This is a genomic window from uncultured Amaricoccus sp. (assembly GCF_937891315.1).
Classification (GTDB): Bacteria; Pseudomonadota; Alphaproteobacteria; order Rhodobacterales; family Rhodobacteraceae; genus Amaricoccus.
This window is the reverse complement of sequence record NZ_CALAGI010000053.1, coordinates 35,400-51,089: the sequence shown is the minus strand read 5'-3', so window position 1 is coordinate 51,089 and position 15,690 is coordinate 35,400. Positions and strand designations below refer to the sequence as shown.

15 protein-coding genes are annotated in these 15,690 nt (G+C 69.1%); 10 read left to right on the top strand and 5 right to left on the bottom strand.

The window, feature by feature from the left end:
* The first annotated feature begins 571 nt into the window (after window positions 1-571).
* The 3 genes from Q0480_RS04790 to Q0480_RS04780 all read left to right on the top strand — a co-directional run bounded on the left by Q0480_RS04790 (window position 572) and on the right by Q0480_RS04780 (window position 2,666).
* Window positions 572-1,042: a nucleoside deaminase gene (locus Q0480_RS04790; RefSeq protein WP_299131189.1), complete on the top strand. Its 471-nt coding sequence runs from the start codon at window positions 572-574 to the stop codon at window positions 1,040-1,042.
* Window positions 1,043-1,312: 270 nt separating this feature from the next.
* The gene (locus Q0480_RS04785) at window positions 1,313-2,380 is read left to right on the top strand and encodes a nitronate monooxygenase (RefSeq protein ID WP_299131188.1); all 1,068 of its coding nucleotides are present in this window, start codon (window positions 1,313-1,315) and stop codon (window positions 2,378-2,380) included.
* Between the two features lie 94 nt (window positions 2,381-2,474).
* Window positions 2,475-2,666: a hypothetical protein gene (locus tag Q0480_RS04780; RefSeq protein WP_299131187.1), complete on the top strand. Its 192-nt coding sequence runs from the start codon at window positions 2,475-2,477 to the stop codon at window positions 2,664-2,666.
* A gap of 174 nt (window positions 2,667-2,840) precedes the next feature.
* Here the strand turns inward: Q0480_RS04780 and clcA are convergent, their stop codons facing one another.
* The 3 genes from clcA to Q0480_RS04765 form a co-directional block, all read right to left on the bottom strand.
* Window positions 2,841-4,193: a H(+)/Cl(-) exchange transporter ClcA gene (clcA, locus tag Q0480_RS04775; protein ID WP_299131186.1), complete on the bottom strand. Its 1,353-nt coding sequence runs from the start codon at window positions 4,191-4,193 to the stop codon at window positions 2,841-2,843.
* A 4-nt stretch (window positions 4,194-4,197) separates the two neighbouring features.
* Complete coding sequence (locus tag Q0480_RS04770; RefSeq protein ID WP_299131185.1) at window positions 4,198-4,431, bottom strand: hypothetical protein; 234 nt, start codon at window positions 4,429-4,431, stop codon at window positions 4,198-4,200.
* Between the two features lie 381 nt (window positions 4,432-4,812).
* The gene (locus Q0480_RS04765; protein WP_299131184.1) at window positions 4,813-5,235 is read right to left on the bottom strand and encodes a phasin family protein; all 423 of its coding nucleotides are present in this window, start codon (window positions 5,233-5,235) and stop codon (window positions 4,813-4,815) included.
* A 324-nt stretch (window positions 5,236-5,559) separates the two neighbouring features.
* Between Q0480_RS04765 and Q0480_RS04760 the strand changes: the two genes are divergently transcribed.
* The 3 genes from Q0480_RS04760 to Q0480_RS04750 all read left to right on the top strand — a co-directional run bounded on the left by Q0480_RS04760 (window position 5,560) and on the right by Q0480_RS04750 (window position 8,007).
* Window positions 5,560-6,504, top strand: a complete 945-nt coding sequence (locus tag Q0480_RS04760) for a LysR family transcriptional regulator (RefSeq protein WP_299131183.1) — start codon at window positions 5,560-5,562, stop codon at window positions 6,502-6,504.
* 70 nt (window positions 6,505-6,574) lie between these two features.
* Entirely contained in the window at window positions 6,575-7,000 is a 426-nt protein-coding gene (locus Q0480_RS04755) for a DoxX family protein (protein WP_299131182.1), read from the top strand.
* 56 nt (window positions 7,001-7,056) lie between these two features.
* A complete protein-coding gene (locus tag Q0480_RS04750; protein WP_299131181.1) occupies window positions 7,057-8,007 on the top strand; it encodes a glutathione S-transferase family protein in 951 nt (316 codons plus the stop codon).
* 79 nt (window positions 8,008-8,086) lie between these two features.
* On the opposite strand, the gene Q0480_RS04745 is transcribed toward Q0480_RS04750, so the two are convergent.
* On the bottom strand, window positions 8,087-10,621 hold the full coding sequence (locus Q0480_RS04745; RefSeq protein WP_299131180.1) for an ATP-binding protein: 2,535 nt from the start codon (window positions 10,619-10,621) through the stop codon (window positions 8,087-8,089).
* Between the two features lie 493 nt (window positions 10,622-11,114).
* On the opposite strand from Q0480_RS04745, the gene Q0480_RS04740 reads away from it, so the two are divergent.
* The 3 genes from Q0480_RS04740 to Q0480_RS04730 are packed head-to-tail and all read left to right on the top strand — an operon-like array spanning window position 11,115 to window position 13,820.
* Window positions 11,115-12,341 (top strand): aminotransferase class V-fold PLP-dependent enzyme, encoded by a 1,227-nt coding sequence (locus tag Q0480_RS04740; protein WP_299131179.1) that lies wholly within the window; start codon window positions 11,115-11,117, stop codon window positions 12,339-12,341.
* 57 nt (window positions 12,342-12,398) lie between these two features.
* Window positions 12,399-12,554, top strand: a complete 156-nt coding sequence (locus tag Q0480_RS04735) for a deoxyribodipyrimidine photo-lyase (protein WP_299131193.1) — start codon at window positions 12,399-12,401, stop codon at window positions 12,552-12,554.
* A 54-nt stretch (window positions 12,555-12,608) separates the two neighbouring features.
* Window positions 12,609-13,820, top strand: a complete 1,212-nt coding sequence (locus Q0480_RS04730) for a cyclopropane-fatty-acyl-phospholipid synthase family protein (RefSeq protein ID WP_299131178.1) — start codon at window positions 12,609-12,611, stop codon at window positions 13,818-13,820.
* Between the two features lie 6 nt (window positions 13,821-13,826).
* Here the strand turns inward: Q0480_RS04730 and Q0480_RS04725 are convergent, their stop codons facing one another.
* Entirely contained in the window at window positions 13,827-14,435 is a 609-nt protein-coding gene (locus tag Q0480_RS04725) for a cupin domain-containing protein (RefSeq protein ID WP_299131177.1), read from the bottom strand.
* A gap of 99 nt (window positions 14,436-14,534) precedes the next feature.
* Between Q0480_RS04725 and Q0480_RS04720 the strand changes: the two genes are divergently transcribed.
* Window positions 14,535-15,659, top strand: coding sequence for an NUDIX domain-containing protein (locus Q0480_RS04720; protein WP_299131176.1), 1,125 nt, complete (start codon window positions 14,535-14,537; stop codon window positions 15,657-15,659).
* Window positions 15,660-15,690: the final 31 nt, after the last annotated feature.

Below are 15,690 nucleotides of genomic sequence, written 5' to 3'. Positions count from 1 at the left end.
TCTACACAGGCGAAGACACTCTTTCCCTACACGACGCTCTTCCGATCTCGGCTATACCCGCGGCGAAGGCGACATCTTCAGTCCCGCGGGTTCCACGGCTTCGCCGGGCGCGCTCGTCGCCGTCGGTGGTGGTTCGACCGGCTGGATGTATGATCCTGCCCGCGACCTCACGGTGATCTTCCTGTCGGCCGGACTGGTTGAGGGCTTCGCCCATCCGAAGAGATTGCTGGTCATCAACGACCTGGCGATCGCGGCGCTCACCGGCTGATCAACATGAGATGAGGCGGGGCGTGTCAGAACGCGGCGCGGTATGACGTCTGTTCCGCCCTGGACGAGCTTCATCGGCTCGTTCCCAGCGTGGCTCTCGCCGAACCTTTCACGATGATCGAGGGATCGAAAGCGGCGCGGGCCACAGGCGCGTCGGACGTTTAGGTGGGAAAGATGACGCGGCAGGCGCTACCAGGGGTGCTTTTCGATGTGTTTCGTCGCACTCTACGGCACGAACAGTGACATCTGAATCCAGCCGAGTTGTTCGCAGCGTCGTTCACGACGCACAGGAGCGCGACCGACCATGACCCGCGCCGAGATGATAGCTCACCTCCTCGTCGCCGGTGAAGTCGCGCGCGAGGCGGCGGCGCATGGGCATCATCCCTTCGGCGCCGTGCTGGTCGGGCCCGACAACCGCATCCTCATGCGTCAGGGCAATATCGACACGCTGCGTCACGCCGAGACCGAACTCAGCCGGCGCGCCGCGGCGGCCTATCCAGCGGATTTCCTGTGGACCTGCACGCTGGTCTCGACCGGTGAGCCCTGTGCCATGTGCACCGGTACGCTCTATTGGGCGAATATCGGCCGCTTGGTCTATGGCTTCGAGGAGACGAAGCTCCTCGCGGAAACCGGCGACCACGCCGGCAACCCGACATTGAACCTCCCGGCGCGGACGATCCTCGCCTCCGGCCAGAAGCCGATCGAGGTCATTGGCCCGGTCGCCGAGGTCGAAGACGAGCTCCTCGCCCCGCACCGGAGCTTCTGGCAACGCTGACGAGCCACCCTTTCCGCGGGTCATGCCAAGGCTCCTGACCGCCCGGCCGCCGCCGCTCCCCGAGGTGTTCCTCGGCCATGCCGGCCATGATCCGCCACCCAGCGCTCGATGCGCCCCAGAGCGAAGCTCAGGGTCATGGTCGATCCTGACGAGATCCGCTACGGGGGGCGCGGAACGCCGACGCGCGTGGGAAGCATCGACAGGCTTTCCGATGGCCGTCAAATCGGCGATCGTCGGTGAGACCAGGCGGAGAACCCGGAGGACTGCGTCATGTGGCCAGACGGCCGAATCCTCGATCTGTTCGGCATCGAGCTTCCCATCATCCAGGCACCCATGGCCGGCGCCGGGCTCGCCGATCTGGCTGTCGCGGTCGCCGAGGCAGGCGGCCTCGGATCTCTGCCGTGCGCGCTGCTCAGCCCGGATCAGCTCCGCGACCAGACGCAGCTCTTTCGCCAGAGGACGGCCAAGCCGATCAACATGAACTTCTTCTGCCATCGGACCCCCGACATGGATCCCGGGCGGGAAGCGGCGTGGCGTCGCCGGCTGGAACCCTACTATCGGGAGTTCGGCCTCGATCCGGAGGCGCCGATACCCGCCTCGTCCCGTGCCCCGTTCGACGACGCGTTCTGCGGTCTCGTCGAGGAATTCCGTCCCGAGGTCGTCAGCTTCCACTTCGGCCTGCCCGAGCGGCGCCTGCTCGACCGCGTCGTCGCAACCGGCGCGAAGATCGTCTCCTCCGCGACGACGGTGGCCGAGGCGCGCTGGCTGGAGTCGGAAGGATGCGATGCCGTCATCGCCCAGGGGGCGGAAGCGGGCGGACATCGCGGCATGTTCCTGACCGAGGACATCGCGACCCAGGTCGGTACCTTCTCCCTCGTTCCGCAGGTGGCGGACGCGGTGAAGGTGCCCGTCATCGCCGCCGGCGGCATCGGCGACGGCCGCGGCATCGCCGCCGCCTTCATGCTCGGCGCCGCCGCCGCGCAGATCGGCACGGCCTACCTGTTCTGCCCGGAGTCGATGATTGCCGCGCCGCATCGGCGCGCTCTGCTGGCGGCCGATGCGCGCGAGACCGCCCTGACCAACGTCTTCACCGGCCGGCCGGCGCGCGGCTTCGTCAACCGCATCGTCCGCGAGGTCGGACCGATGGCCCCGCTGGCTCCGGCCTTTCCGCTGGCCGGCGGCGCCCTTGCGCCACTTCGCGCAGCCACCGAGCCGGCCGGCTCGGGCGAGTTCATGTCGCTCTGGGCCGGTCAGTCCGCCAGCTTCGGACGAGCGGTCTCCGCCGGGCAACTCACCAGGGAGCTTGCGCGGGACGCTGGCGCGCTCCTCCCGCGCTGACGGAATCGGCCCGGGTACCCGGAGGTGGACGCCACCACGCTGGATTCCGCCGGGCCGCGCGGGACCCCGTCAAGGTCCGGCGGAATCCAAGCGCTTGGTCTACAAGCGCGAGGCGTCCGCCGTGACCCTGACGAAACTGACCGATGTGGCAGCCCTGCCATGGGGCGAACAGCCGGAGCGGGTGTTCGACGGAGGTTCAGTGAAAACTCGCCTGAAAGCTCATCGCGGTCAGCGAGACATGAGCATCGAGCGGCGGGCGCAGTTTGAACGCCTTCGGCTCGCGTGAAAAGTTCCAGAGCCGGAACAGGCGCCACTCCAACCGGCGCTCCTCTGCCACCGCCAGGCGGAGCTGGCGCTCCGGCTCTCGGCGCTCGGTGGCGTGGGCGGCGGCGCGCGGCCCGCGGGCGAGCGCTCCGGCCTCGGCGCATACGAGGATCGCCGCCGCCTGTGACGTCCCCCGTCATGCCAGCCCCGTATCTTCCGAGCGCGGGCGCGGCGGCGCCTGGACGCCGGCCTGCGCCAGGGTGCGCTCCAGAAGCTGGGTGTAGATCGGCCGTCCGCCGCACCACTGCGCGGTCAGGTCCGCGGCGAAGCAGGCGACCATCAGCGGCAGCGCGAGGGCGTAGGACCCGGTCAGCTCCAGGGTCAGGGCGACGCCGACGATCGGCGCCCGCACCGATGCGGTGAAGAGCGCGCCCATGGCGACGATGGCGAAGGCCGTGGCGTCGAAGCCGGCCGCCGGGGCGAGCAAGCGCGCGCCCTCTCCGAACGCGAGGCCGAGGCAGACCGCCAGCGACAGGATCGGTGCGAAGATCCCGCCCGGAACGCCGCTCGAATAGCTGCCCACCATGGTGATGAAGCGGATCGCCCCGAGCCCGAGCAGCACGGTCAGCCCGGGATTCGAGGCCACGAGCCGCGGGATCACGTCCTCGCCTCCCGTCACCGCCCGCGGCAGCAGGATGAACAGCGCGCCGACCGCGGCCCCCACGACGGCGGGATAGGCGTAGGGCAGCCGCCGCTGGCTCCAGGCAGCGAAGGCGACCGCGTGGAGGATGGCGGCGTTGAGCACGCGTCCGACCACCCCGATCAGGATCCCGAGCAGCAGGAAGGCCGGCAGGAAGACGAGCGGCGCGGCGCTCGCCGCGAGCGGCAGGTCGGGCCGTGTGCCGCCCATGATCTCGGTCACCACCGTCGAGGCGATCGTGGCGAGGATCACCCCGAGATAGGTGCGGAAAGTATAGGGGAACTCCTTGTGGGTCTCCTCGATGACGAAAAGCACCGAGGCGAGCGGCGCGTTGAACGCGCAGGCGAGCCCCGCCGCCGCGCCCGAGGCGAGCAACCCCCGCCGCTCCAGCTCGCTCGTGCGGAAGGTCTCGGCCACCGCCGCCGAGGCCGAGGCGCCGATATGGATCGTCGGCCCCTCCCGCCCGAGCACCAGGCCCGAGCCGATGGCGATCACGCCGGCGACGAATTTCACCGGCAGGACGCGCCGCCAGCGCACCTCGCGCAGGCCCTCCATGGCGCCCTCGATCTCCTGCACGCCGCTGCCCCCGGCCTCCGGCGCGAACCCGCGGACGATGGCGACCGCGATCACCGCGCCGGTCATGGCGATCCCGGCCGCCGCGCAGACCAGCGCCCAGCCGTCGAGCCGGAGGGCGAGCCAGTCCGGCCACCCGACGGCGCGGTCGATCGCCTTGTGGAAAAGCGGGCCGACAAGACCCGTGATCGACCCGGCCAGCAGGGCCAGAACCATGAACCGCGCCTCTCCCCGGCGGTCGCCCGGGCGGCCCTGCGCGAGAAGATCGTCGTCCATTGCCTCACTCCGCGCGGCGAGGCTCATGAGCCGCCGGGGGCCGCCGCGACCTGTTTCGCCGCGCCGGGGAAATCAACTCGCAAGGTTCGATTGCGTCGCACCCTACCGCATGCCTTGACTTGCGCAAGCTCCGGCGCGGTTCCGGGATGTGACAGGGCTCGTGGGTGACGTAGTCGATGGCGTCCATGGGGGCAGGGACCAGGCGGCGATTGAGCCGCGGGCGACCGGCCGGTGACATGGCTCCCCACCTCTGCCGGGTCTGACGCACGACGAGGCCCTTCGACCGGAATGCCTCGGGATCCGGGAGGAGATTGAGAAGATTTCTATCCTCTCCGGGAACTTGATGTGGGCCCGGTCCCGGTCCCATTCTTCGACCGGTTCGCGCGTCACCTCAGGCCTGTTCGGCCGGTGCCTCCGCGCGATGATGAAGCCGCGGATCAGCCTCACCTCTTCCTGGACATGCCGGACGACCTTCGGCCGATAGCCGCGCCGCCCGACATGGTGCCGCGCGGCTCGGTGGTCCGGGCGAAGTCCCGCTCGCCGCGGCGGGGTTCGAACTTCCGCGTCGCCATGACGCGAAGCCGGACACCCTTCGCGGCCAACGCAACGCCGCGGGTGCTCAGTCCTCGCGCGCGGAATCGGCCGCCGCGACTTCCCCGACGGGGGCGGCCTCTTCCGCGAGCGGTTCCGAGAGCGCTGATTCGGGATCGGCAGGCGCGGGCGCCAGCGGGAGGTCGGCCAGAACGGCCGGCTCTTCGCCGATGAGCGCCCTGGCCGGTTCCGCGCAGATCGCAGCGAGGAGCTTGAATTCCTCGGTATATTGCTGGGTCGCGCGGGTGATATAGTCTGTCCAGGCCGAAACCCGTTCGGGCAGGCCGTGGCTCGCGGCGAATTCGCGCAGGACGCGGCTGTTTTCCTCGGTCCGCAGCGAGGCGAACCGCAACCCCTCCTCGCAGAGCCGTCCGAACTGCTCGGTCGTCTTGCGCTGGGCGTCGATCAGGGTGGGCAGGACGGTTTTGGTCGCCGTGGGGGCGTCGGTCATCGGATTCTCCTTGCCTTGTTTCCGGGTCGCGAGTGTGCCGACGGCGACACCCGTGCCAATGATCGAGATCAAGAAACCATACTGGACGGGTCTCTGGCACCTGTCGACCCGGCGCGAACTCCGCGCCCGGAGCCGCCGGTGGGCGAAGCCCTGCAACTCGCCCGTGTGGCTGGACTATCCGGAATGGGGAGCTGGATCGGCTCCCCATCACTCTTTTGTCAGGTCTGGTCCAGGCGCGATGCGTGGCCATCGCGCATCCAGGGACTCGTCGGCGTCGAAGGATTGGGGCTAATTGCGCGTCAAGGCCTGACAGGGGAGCGCGGGATGGATCGCCTCGATTGCGACCGGATGTTCGTGGCGGTGATGGAACTCGGCAGCTTCGCCCGCGCGGCGGAGCGACTGGGCACCAGCGCCGGCCAGGCCTCGAAGATGGTCGCGCGGCTGGAACAGGATCTCGGTGCCCGGCTGCTCAACCGGACGACGCGCGCGCTGGCGCCGACCGAGGTCGGCCGTGCCTATCACGAGCGGGTCCGCGATATCCTGACCGAATACGAGAGCCTGGACGCGCAGGTGAAGCAGGCGATGAGCAAGCCGTCGGGGCGCCTGCGCCTCACCGCGCCGCTCACCTTCGGCGTCGGTCATCTCGCGCCGATCCTGCTCGAATTCGCCGCGCTGTATCCGGCGATCGAACTCGATGTCGGCTTCTCGGACCGGGTGGTCAGTCTGGTGGAGGAGGGGTTCGACGCGGCGATCCGCGTCGGGCGGCCGGCGGATGCCAGCCTGATCGCGCGCAAGCTCGCCGATGTGCGGCTCGCCGTGGTCGGTGCGCCGGCCTATCTCGAACGGGCCGGAATCCCGGAAACGCCCGCCGCGCTCGCCGACCATGAATGCGTCATCGACACCAATCCGCGCGATCCGGCGCTCTGGCGGTTCCGCGCGCCCGATGGCTCGAAACTCTCGGTCACGGTGAGCGGTCGACTGAGGTTCTCCGACGCTTCCGTCAGCCTCGCCGCGGCGGAAGCGGGTTTCGGCCTCGCGAAACTTCCGGATTTCGTGGTGGCGCACAGCCTGCGCGCCGGCCGGTTGCGCCGCCTGTTCGCGAGTTATGACGATGAGCCATATGGTCTCTATGTGCTCTATCCGCCGGGGCGGCATCTCGCGGCGAAGGTGCGCGTGCTGGTCGATTTTCTGGTCGAGCGATTTCGGCCGCTCGCGGCGGAGGGATTTATATCCGAATCGGAATCAGTGAAACGCGAAGCGACGGAATAACAATCCAGAAGGAAATGAGGCAGGGTGCGGTCATCGGCGCCGCCGGCGTCCTCCACACAGGATCACATCCATGGCCTCCACCTTCCATTCTCCCGGCGCCGCCGCGCTCGATCGTCCCGACCTCGCGGCATTCGTGCTCCGGGTGACGCTCGGACTGCTCTTTCTCGCACATGTGAGCCTGAAGCTCTTTGTCTTCACGCCCTCCGGCACCGCGGGCTTCTTCCAGAGCATCGGCCTGCCGGGCTTTCTCGCCTATGTCGTGATCGCGATGGAACTCCTCGGCGGCATCGCGCTGATCGTCGGTTATCAGACCCGGTGGGTCGCGCTGGCGCTGGTGCCGGTGCTGCTCGGGACGATCGTGACGGTGCATGGCGCGGCCGGATTCTTCTTCTCCAACGCCGGTGGCGGCTGGGAATATCCGGCCTTCTGGTCCGTCGCGTTGATCGTTCAGGCCTTGCTCGGCGACGGCGCCTGGGCGATTGGCCGGTCGCGCTGAGCCCTCGAAGGGTCCGGCCCGCCCGGACTCTTCGTCACCCGGATGGAGGAAATAGCGTGCTCGTGGACGGAAAATGGACCACCGACTGGCATCCGGTCCAGGCGAAGGACGAGAAGGGCGGCTTTGTCCGCCAGGTATCGAGCTTTCGGAACTGGGTGACGCCGGATGGCGCCCCCGGTCCGACGGGCACCGGCGGGTTCGAGGCCGAGGCCGGACGCTATCATCTCTATGTCGCGCTGATCTGCCCCTGGGCGTCGCGCACCCTGATCGGCCGCGCGTTGAAGGGCCTCGACGAAGCCATCCCGGTTTCCATCGTCGAGCCGGCGCTGGGCGAGCAGGGCTGGCGCTTCGGTGACTATCCGGGATCGACCCGGGACATGGTCAACGGCGCGACCTATATGCACGAGATATATACCCGCGCCGATCCGGCCTATTCCGGCCGGGCGACGGTTCCTGTGCTCTGGGACAAGCGGCGGCGGACCATCGTCAACAATGAAAGCGCCGATATCCTGCGCATGATGAACGACGGCTTCGGCGCGCTGGCGAGCGGGGAGATCGACCTCTATCCCGTCGACCTGCGGGCCAGGATCGACGCGCTGAACGCCGAGATCTATCCGACGCTCAACAATGGTGTGTATCGAGCGGGCTTCGCCACGACCCAGATCGCCTATGACGAGGCCGTGGCGGGCGTCTTCGCCAGCCTCGACGCGCTGGAGCAACGGCTGGCGGCGGGGCCCTTCCTGACCGGAGCGCGCTTCACCGAGGCGGACATCCGGCTGTTCGTGACGCTGGTCCGGTTCGACGCCGCCTATCACGGCATCTTCAAGTGCAACCTCCGGCGTCTCGCCGACTATCCGCGGCTCGAAGCCTACTCGCGGCGGATCCTGGCGCTGCCCGGGGTGCGCGAGACGGTCAGCATCGACCATATCAAGCGCGGCTACTATTCGATCAAGGCGCTCAATCCCACCGGAATCGTGCCAGCCGGTCCTGTCCTCGACTGGGCCTAGGGCCACGTCCGATCAGCCCGAATGGGTCTGGTGGACAGGAACCGCGCGGATTCAAATTCTCGAGCCGCGCTGAACCGGATCAGGAGGGTGATCTCGGCGCGCCCATCCTTCGCCCGCCGACGGCGAGCGACAATTTCGCGCCACCCGGAACAGGTCGTGGTGGGGGCGTGAACTGGGACGGGGCGATGACGCGCGCGATGGCGGCGCTGAGTTCGGCCGCCGACACGGGCTTTGCGACATAGTCGGTCATGCCGGCGGCGAAATAGGTCTCCTTGTCACCGGCCATTGCGTTCGCGGTCAGCGCGATGATCGGGATCCGCGATACCGGCCCATCGAGCGCGCGGATGCGGCGCGCGGCGGTGATCCCGTCCATCCCAGGCATCTGGATATCCATCAGCACGAGGTCGAAGACGCCACTCTGCGCCTCGGCCACCGCCTCGGCGCCGCCGCCGACGATATGCGCCACATGCCCTTCCAGTGCGAGATAGGCGGCGAGCACCTGCTGGTTGGTCGCATTGTCCTCGGCGACGAGGATGCGCGAGGGCCGCGCGCCGGCTGTCTCGGCGCACAGGCCGGTCGCCGGTTTGTCGGACGCCTCGGGCGGCGCCGCGCCGATCTCGGCGGGAATGCCGAAACGGAATGTGCTGCCGAGGCCCGGAGTACTCTGGACGCTGATCTCGCCGCCCATCAGTTCGACGAGCTGCTTGCTGATGGCAAGGCCCAGCCCGGTGCCGCCGCGCTGGCGGGTACTGGAGGAATCAACTTGAGCGAAACGCTGGAACAGGTTCGCCTTGGCCTCTTCGGTGATGCCGACGCCGCTGTCGCGCACGGCGACCTCGAGGCTGGGCGTTTCGCCCGCCACATGGTCGAGTTCGACCTCGACGCTACCGACTTCGGTGAATTTCACCGCGTTGCCGACGAGGTTGATCAGCACCTGGCGCAGACGCATCGGGTCGCAGACGAGGTATCGCGGGACGCGTGGCGCGACTCGCACGTTCAGCCGGATCTGGCGCTCCTCGGCCGTCGCGGACATCAGCGCCACCACGTCCCGCGCGAGAGCGGCGACATCCGTGTCGGTCCGGTCGAGCGTCACGCGGTTCGCCTCGAGCTTCGAGAAGTCGAGCACGTCGTTCAGCAGCGAAAGCAGTTGGCGGGCCGAGGTCGATGCGACGCGGGCGCGGTCGAGCTGGGTCGGGTCGAGATCGGTTCGCAGGAGCAGGTCGAGCATGCCGATCACGCCGTTCATCGGTGTGCGGATCTCGTGGCTCATGGTGGCGAGGAATTGCGACTTCGCCACCGAGGCGGCTTCCGCCTCGCGGCGCTTTGCTTCGAGTTCCGAGCTTCGGCGCACGTCTGCGGTGACGTCCCAGTTCACGCCGACGATCTTGGAGGTGCCGTCCGCTTCGCGATAGACCGCGCCGATCGCCCGGATGTGGCGCACCGTCCGGTCCGGCAGCAGCAGGCGGTAGTCCGAATTGTAGCGCCCCGTGACATTGATCGCCTCGTCGAACTCGGCCTCGGCCCGGGCGAGATCGTCGGGATGCAGCGCGCCGCTCCAGTCGTGGTAGGTGCGAGTCCGACCGTCGGCGGGCAGGGCATAGAGCTCGTCCATCCGGTCGTCCCAGACCAGTGTGCCCTTGTCGATGTGATAGTCCCAGACGCCAACCTTGGATGCGTCGAGCGCGAGACCGAGCCGACGGGACAGACGATCGAGCTGCGTCTCGCGATCGCGCAGCGCGTCGATGTTGCGCTGGCGCTCGTCATTGAGATGGCGGGCGCGCAGTACGAGGCCGACGTTGAGCAGGGTGGCGACCAGCGTCAGCAGCCAGATCGGCCAGACGACGGCGCCGCCGCTGGTCCAGCCGGCGGCCGGCACGGCGGCGAGGGTCCAGTTCTGGTCGAGGAGCGTCAGCGGCACGGTCACCGGATCGGCGGCGAGCACGTTTCGGCCGGTACGACTGACCGGGATCGCCTGATCGCCGGGTTCGCCCGCGACCCCCGTGATCGCGAGGTCAAGCTGGAGACTGGGCAGACCCGCGTCCGCGAGAAGCGCCGTGAAATCGACCGCCCCGGCCGCGAGGCCGAGGACGCGGGTCGCCCCTTCGGCAAGCGGCTCGCGCAGCGGCAGCCAGAGGACGAGCATGCGCCGGCCGCCGACCTCGGCCATGCGCGTGCCGGCCCGGTCCCGCGGCGCGTCGTCGGGCACGCGGAGCAGCGCGGCCATCTCCGGCGTGTCGGGATGGACGAAGCTCGACCCACCGGCCCGGGTGACGGCGACGCCGCGCACCGCGTTCGGGCCATCGACCAGCGGCTTTGCCACGGCCGCGAAGTCCTCGGTGGCGAGATCGCCGGCGGCGGTCGGGCCGACGAAAGCGAAGCCGAGCTCGCGGAGGTCGCGGGTTTCGGCGCGGAGCGCGCCGCCGATGGCGACGGCGTGGGTGTCGAGCCGGGAGAGGGTTTCGGCGCGGTGGTTCCGCCGCGCCGCGTCCCGGGTCCCGAGGTCGGCGAAGATGCCGGCGCCGAGGATCACCGCGACCGCGAGGAACATGGTCGCGAAGGTGGAGATCATCGACGCCTGGCGATGCGCGGCCTGCCCTGTTTCCGGTATCGCCAAGCTCTCCCCCTCGGATGGGTTCCGTCCCTCCGTGTCCCGTGCGCCATGATCCGGCGGTCAACGCCGCTGCGAAAGAAGTCCGGTCCACGCTTCGCACAGTTTCTCGAAATCATCAATCTATGGTTGTGGTTCCGTGAATTTTGTCGCCCGAAGCGCACGCCAACACGGTCCATGAAACAGATATGGCGGTCGGGCTGTCGGCGACGGTCAATTTTGTCCGATCCACACCGATGAATTCCAGTAACAGAATGAAAATGCTGAAATATTTCTCGGACTATTTCCGCCGCGAGTGACCCGACCGCCTTCGCGGACGGATCGAGGATGGCAATCGCGCTGAATCGACCGGGCCGGCTGTCCCGTTCGAAAGAAGCCCATGGCTAGAATGCGACGAATTTTAGTGTCGGCTCGAACGGCGGCGGCGCCTTGATGGCGGGCCTTGCGGTGGCGGCGGCGCTTGGGGCAGGGTCCGCCCGTCCATTTGCGAGGTGCCGTAGTGCCAGAACTCGATATCGACTTCGTCCGCGCGCAGTTCCCGGCCTTCGAGGAGCCGAGCCTCGCCGGTCAGGCCTTTTTCGAGAACGCCGGCGGCTCCTATGCCTGCCGGCAGGTGATCGACCGGTTGAACCGCGCTTACGTCGCGCGGAAGGTCCAGCCCTACGCTCCCTACGCGGCGAGCCGGATCGCGGGCGAGGGGATGGACGAGGCGCGGGCGCGACTCGCCGCGCTGATGGGTGTCGAGACCGACGAGGTGATGTTCGGCCCCTCGACCAGCCAGAACACCTATGTGCTGGCTCAGGCGTTCCGCGACTGGCTGCGGCCCGGCGACGCGGTGGTCGTCACCGGCCAGGATCACGAGGCGAATTCGGGTGTCTGGCGCCGGTTGGAGAACGCCGGGATCGAAATCCGCGAATGGGCGGTCGATCCGGTGAGCGGGCATCTCGATCCCGCGGACCTCGCTGGCCTGCTCGACGAACGGGTCCGACTGGTGTGCTTTCCGCACTGCTCGAATATCGTCGGCGAGATCAATCCGGTAGCCGAGATCGTCGCCATGGCCCATGCCGTCGGCGCGGTGACCTGCGTCGACGGCGTTTCCTTCGCGCCGCATGGGCTTCCGGATGTCGCGGCGCTCGGGACCGACATCTATCTCTTCTCGACCTACAAGACCTATGGGCCGCACCAGGGGGTGATGGTCGTGCGCCGCGCGCTGGCCGACGCGCTGCCGAACCAGGGGCATTTCTTCAACGCGGAGGTACCCGCCAAGCGTCTGACGCCGGCCGGACCGGATCACGCGCAGGTCGCCGCCTGCGCCGGCATCGTGGACTATATCGACGCGGTTCACGCGCATCATCACACCGACGAGGCCCCCCCGGTCGAACGGGCGCGGCGGGTGCTGGCCTTGCAGAGCGCGCGCGAGGCGCGGCTGCTCGCGCCGCTGCTCGACTATCTGCGCGGGCGGAACGACGCGCGGCTGATCGGGCCGGACCGGCCGGAGGGGCGGGTGCCGACCGTGGCGCTCCATCTCGCGCGGCCGGGCGCGGAGGTGGCGGCGGCGCTGGTCCCGCATGGTATCATGGCGAGCGGCGGCGATTTCTACGCGGTGCGCCTGCTCCGCGGCCTCGGGATCGACCCCGCCCATGGCGTGCTGCGGGTGAGCTTCGTGCATTACACCAGCGAGGATGAGATCAACCAGCTGGTCCGGGCGCTCGACGCGGTTCTCTGAACGGGAACCAAAGACCCCTTTCCGGCGTAGTGGAAACATGAGGGATCGACCCCGCGCATCTTCCGGTTCCGCCGCGACCGGCGCCTCGCCGATCATGAGGGCCTGACCGCCGCCGCCACGGCCGGTCCGGTGACACCCGTCTTCCTGCTCGACCTCGCCGAAGGCCGCCGGCGCGCGTTCGAGGCCTGTGGCGCGGCGCGACGGCCGGATTGAGTTGGCTCGAATTCGGTGCATAGTGCGGGTTTGGACGACCACCGGGGGAACACGATGCGGGTCATCGCGACGCTCAAGGGACAGAAGGATCTTCCCCCCTGGTTCGCCGCCTCCTACGAACTGCTGAAGGGACTTGAGACCGGCCGGGTCGATATCGCGCTGCCCGACGGGCGGGTGTTCCGGATCGAGGGGGCCGCGGACGGCCCGGCCGCGCGGCTCGACGTGAAGAACCCCGCCCTCTTCTCGCGGGTGGCCCGCGAGGGCGAGCTCGGTTTCTGCGAGGCCTATCTCGACGACTGGTGGGACACGCCCGATTTGCAGGCGCTGCTCGATGTCCTGCTGTCGAGCAAGAACTGGGTCAAGCGGTCGCATCCGGCGGCCGCGGCCGCGCGAGCCTATCAGCGACTGCGCCACTGGCTGAACCGCAACACGCGGCGTCAGTCGCGCAAGAACATCTCCTATCACTACGACCTCGGGAACGCCTTCTACGGCCGGTGGCTCGACGAGACGATGACCTATTCATCGGCGCTCTTCGCCAGTCCGGTCGAGGATCTGGCCGCCGCGCAGACCCGGAAATACGCCTCGGTCTGCGACCGGATCGGCGTGACACCGGAGGCGCGGTTGCTGGAGATCGGCTGCGGCTGGGGTGGCTTCGCCGAATACGCGGCGAAGGAACGGGGCGCGCGCGTAACCGGCCTGACCATCAGCCACGAGCAGTACGGCTTCGCCAGGGAACGGATGTTCCGCGCCGGCCTGAACGAGAGGGTCGAGATCGTGATGCGCGACTATCGCGAGGAGCGGGGCCGGTTCGACGGCATCGCCTCGATCGAGATGTTCGAGGCGGTGGGCGAGAAATACTGGCCGGCCTATTTCGACACGGTGCGCGAGCGGCTGGAGCCGGGCGCGCGGGCGACGATCCAGGTCATCACCGTGCCGGACGTGCTGTTCCCGACCTATCGCAGGACGGTGGATTTCGTCCAGAAATACATCTTTCCGGGCGGCATGCTGCCGAGCCCGTCGGCCTTGCGCGGCGAGATCGAACGGGCGGGCTTGCGCCCGGTCGGGTCGCTCCAGTTCGGCGAGAGCTACTCGGAGACGCTCCGGCGCTGGCATGCCACGTTCAACGCCGCCTGGTCCGAGATCCAGCCGCTCGGCTTCGATGACAGTTTCCGGCGGATGTGGAACTTCTACCTCACCTCCTGCGCCGCCGCGTTTCGCACCGGCACGACGGACGTGTCGCAGGTGACGATGCGGCGTCCGGCGTAGGGCGTCTCAGCCGGCCTCGGTGAATTCGATCGGGGCGGTGAGGAGGATGAGGCAGACGCAAGGCTCGTCGCCCAGGATTTCGGGCGCGTGGGCCTCCTCGTCGTTCAGCGCGAAATCGCCGGCGCGGAGCACGATACCTCCGTCGTCCATCGCGCCCTGAAGCACGAGAACCGCTTCCTGACCGCGGTGGCGATGGGCGGGAACGCGTCGACCGGGCGCGCCGCGCACCAGCAGAAGCCCGCCCGGGGCAACGTCTTCGAAACGATATTCGTCGAGACCGGGCGCCAGCGGGTGCCAGGCGACCTCGGGGACGCGACCCGCGAGCGCCTCGGTCAGCGCGGGCGGCAGCGCGCGGGGCACGCCGGCGGGCATCTCGCGGGCGGTCGCGTCAGGGGTCGCGTCGAGGCGGGCGAGGGCGCGGGCGCAGTCGAGCGGGGGGCAGGGTTCGGCGCATTCGGCGAGCAGCGCGCCGCAGAGCGTCTCGATGCGCGAGAGCAGGGCGCGGCAGCGGCCACACCGCGCGACATGGCCAAGGACCAGCAGATCCATCCCGTCCGGCAGGGCGCCCGCGGCGTAGCTCGCCAGCGTTTCGACGGAAGCATGCCCGGGGGTCATTGCCGAACCTGTCAAAATATCGGTACCAGTGCTACGAGCCCGCGCCGCCACCGGATCACCTTCCGGCCACGACGCGGCGACGATTGCGCCAAGGATGTCATGCGTCCCGTATTTCTTGTCGAGCCCTTTGGCTACCCCCGACCATTCGCCGCCCTGCTCGGGACCGGTCCGGACATGGCGCCGGACCCCGCGACGCTGCCCGGCCATGCGATCGGCGCCGACGCGACCGGCCTCCGCCTGGGCCCGGCACGGCGCGCGGGCGCCGAGGCGCCGGGCTGGATTCTGAACCCGACCGAGGCGGAGCGCGCGCGGATCGGTTTCTGGATGACGGCGATCGGTGCGAAGCCGCTCGTCGCCAAGGCGCGTCGCGCGGACGGGGTGGGGGAGGTGGTCGATACCTTCCTCCCGCCGCCCGGCGTGGCGAAGCTGGACTGGCGGTCCGAGGACTGGACCGCCGAATGGTGCGCGACGCTCGCCGAGGCGATCGAGGAGATCCTGCGGCACCTCGGTCTCGTCGATCCGGACCATGTCGGCGAGCTGTTGCTCGGCGTCGGCTATCGCGCGCTTGCCCGGGCGCGCGGCGCGGCCGATGCGACGCCCTCGCGCCTGCGCTCGGGCCTCGCGGCGGCGGGGGACGTGGAGCCGCTGCGGTTGGACCTGCCTTACGCGAACTATTTCTGCGTCGAGGAGCATCACCTGCGGCATCGCCGCTTCGACGGGGCGATGTCGGCGCCGATCCTGCGCGCGGCTTTCACCAGCGGCGACGCGGTGACCGTGCTTCCCTTCGATCCGCGCACGGGTTGCATACTCCTCATCGAGCAGTTCCGCGCCGGCCCGCTCGCCCGCCGCGACCCGAGGCCCTGGTGCCTCGAAACCGTCGCCGGGCGCTGCGATCCGCGCGAGAGCCCGGAGGCGACGGCCCGGCGGGAAGCGCGCGAGGAGGCGGGGCTGGAGATCGGACGCGTCGAGCAGGTGGCGCGCTACTATCCCTCGCCCGGCGTGATGTCGGAATATATCACCGCCTTCGTCGCCGAGGCCGATCTCTCCGGCGCGGGCGGCCGGCACGGGCTCGCATCCGAGGACGAGGATATCCGCGCGCTGGTGGTGCCGCTCGACGAGGCGCTGGCGGCGATCGCGAGCGGCGAGATCAACAATTCGCCCCTGCTCATCACCCTGCTCTGGCTCGAGAAGCACCGGGCGCGGCTGTCCGCCGCCTGGGGCTGAGGGTCGCCCCCGCAACTTGAAGCGACCGGTC

Excerpts from the sequence above, each read along its gene's own strand:
- Q0480_RS04790 (WP_299131189.1), top strand. The coding sequence starts at position 572 with ATGACCCGCGCCGAGATGATAGCTCACCTCCTCGTCGCCGGTGAAGTC.
- Q0480_RS04785 (WP_299131188.1), top strand. The coding sequence starts at position 1,313 with ATGTGGCCAGACGGCCGAATCCTCGATCTGTTCGGCATCGAGCTTCCC.
- clcA (WP_299131186.1), bottom strand. The coding sequence starts at position 4,193 with ATGGACGACGATCTTCTCGCGCAGGGCCGCCCGGGCGACCGCCGGGGA.
- Q0480_RS04770 (WP_299131185.1), bottom strand. The coding sequence starts at position 4,431 with ATGTCACCGGCCGGTCGCCCGCGGCTCAATCGCCGCCTGGTCCCTGCC.
- Q0480_RS04765 (WP_299131184.1), bottom strand. The coding sequence starts at position 5,235 with ATGACCGACGCCCCCACGGCGACCAAAACCGTCCTGCCCACCCTGATC.
- Q0480_RS04760 (WP_299131183.1), top strand. The coding sequence starts at position 5,560 with ATGGATCGCCTCGATTGCGACCGGATGTTCGTGGCGGTGATGGAACTC.
- Q0480_RS04755 (WP_299131182.1), top strand. The coding sequence starts at position 6,575 with ATGGCCTCCACCTTCCATTCTCCCGGCGCCGCCGCGCTCGATCGTCCC.
- Q0480_RS04730 (WP_299131178.1), top strand. The coding sequence starts at position 12,609 with ATGCGGGTCATCGCGACGCTCAAGGGACAGAAGGATCTTCCCCCCTGG.
- Q0480_RS04725 (WP_299131177.1), bottom strand. The coding sequence starts at position 14,435 with ATGACCCCCGGGCATGCTTCCGTCGAAACGCTGGCGAGCTACGCCGCG.
- Q0480_RS04720 (WP_299131176.1), top strand. The coding sequence starts at position 14,535 with ATGCGTCCCGTATTTCTTGTCGAGCCCTTTGGCTACCCCCGACCATTC.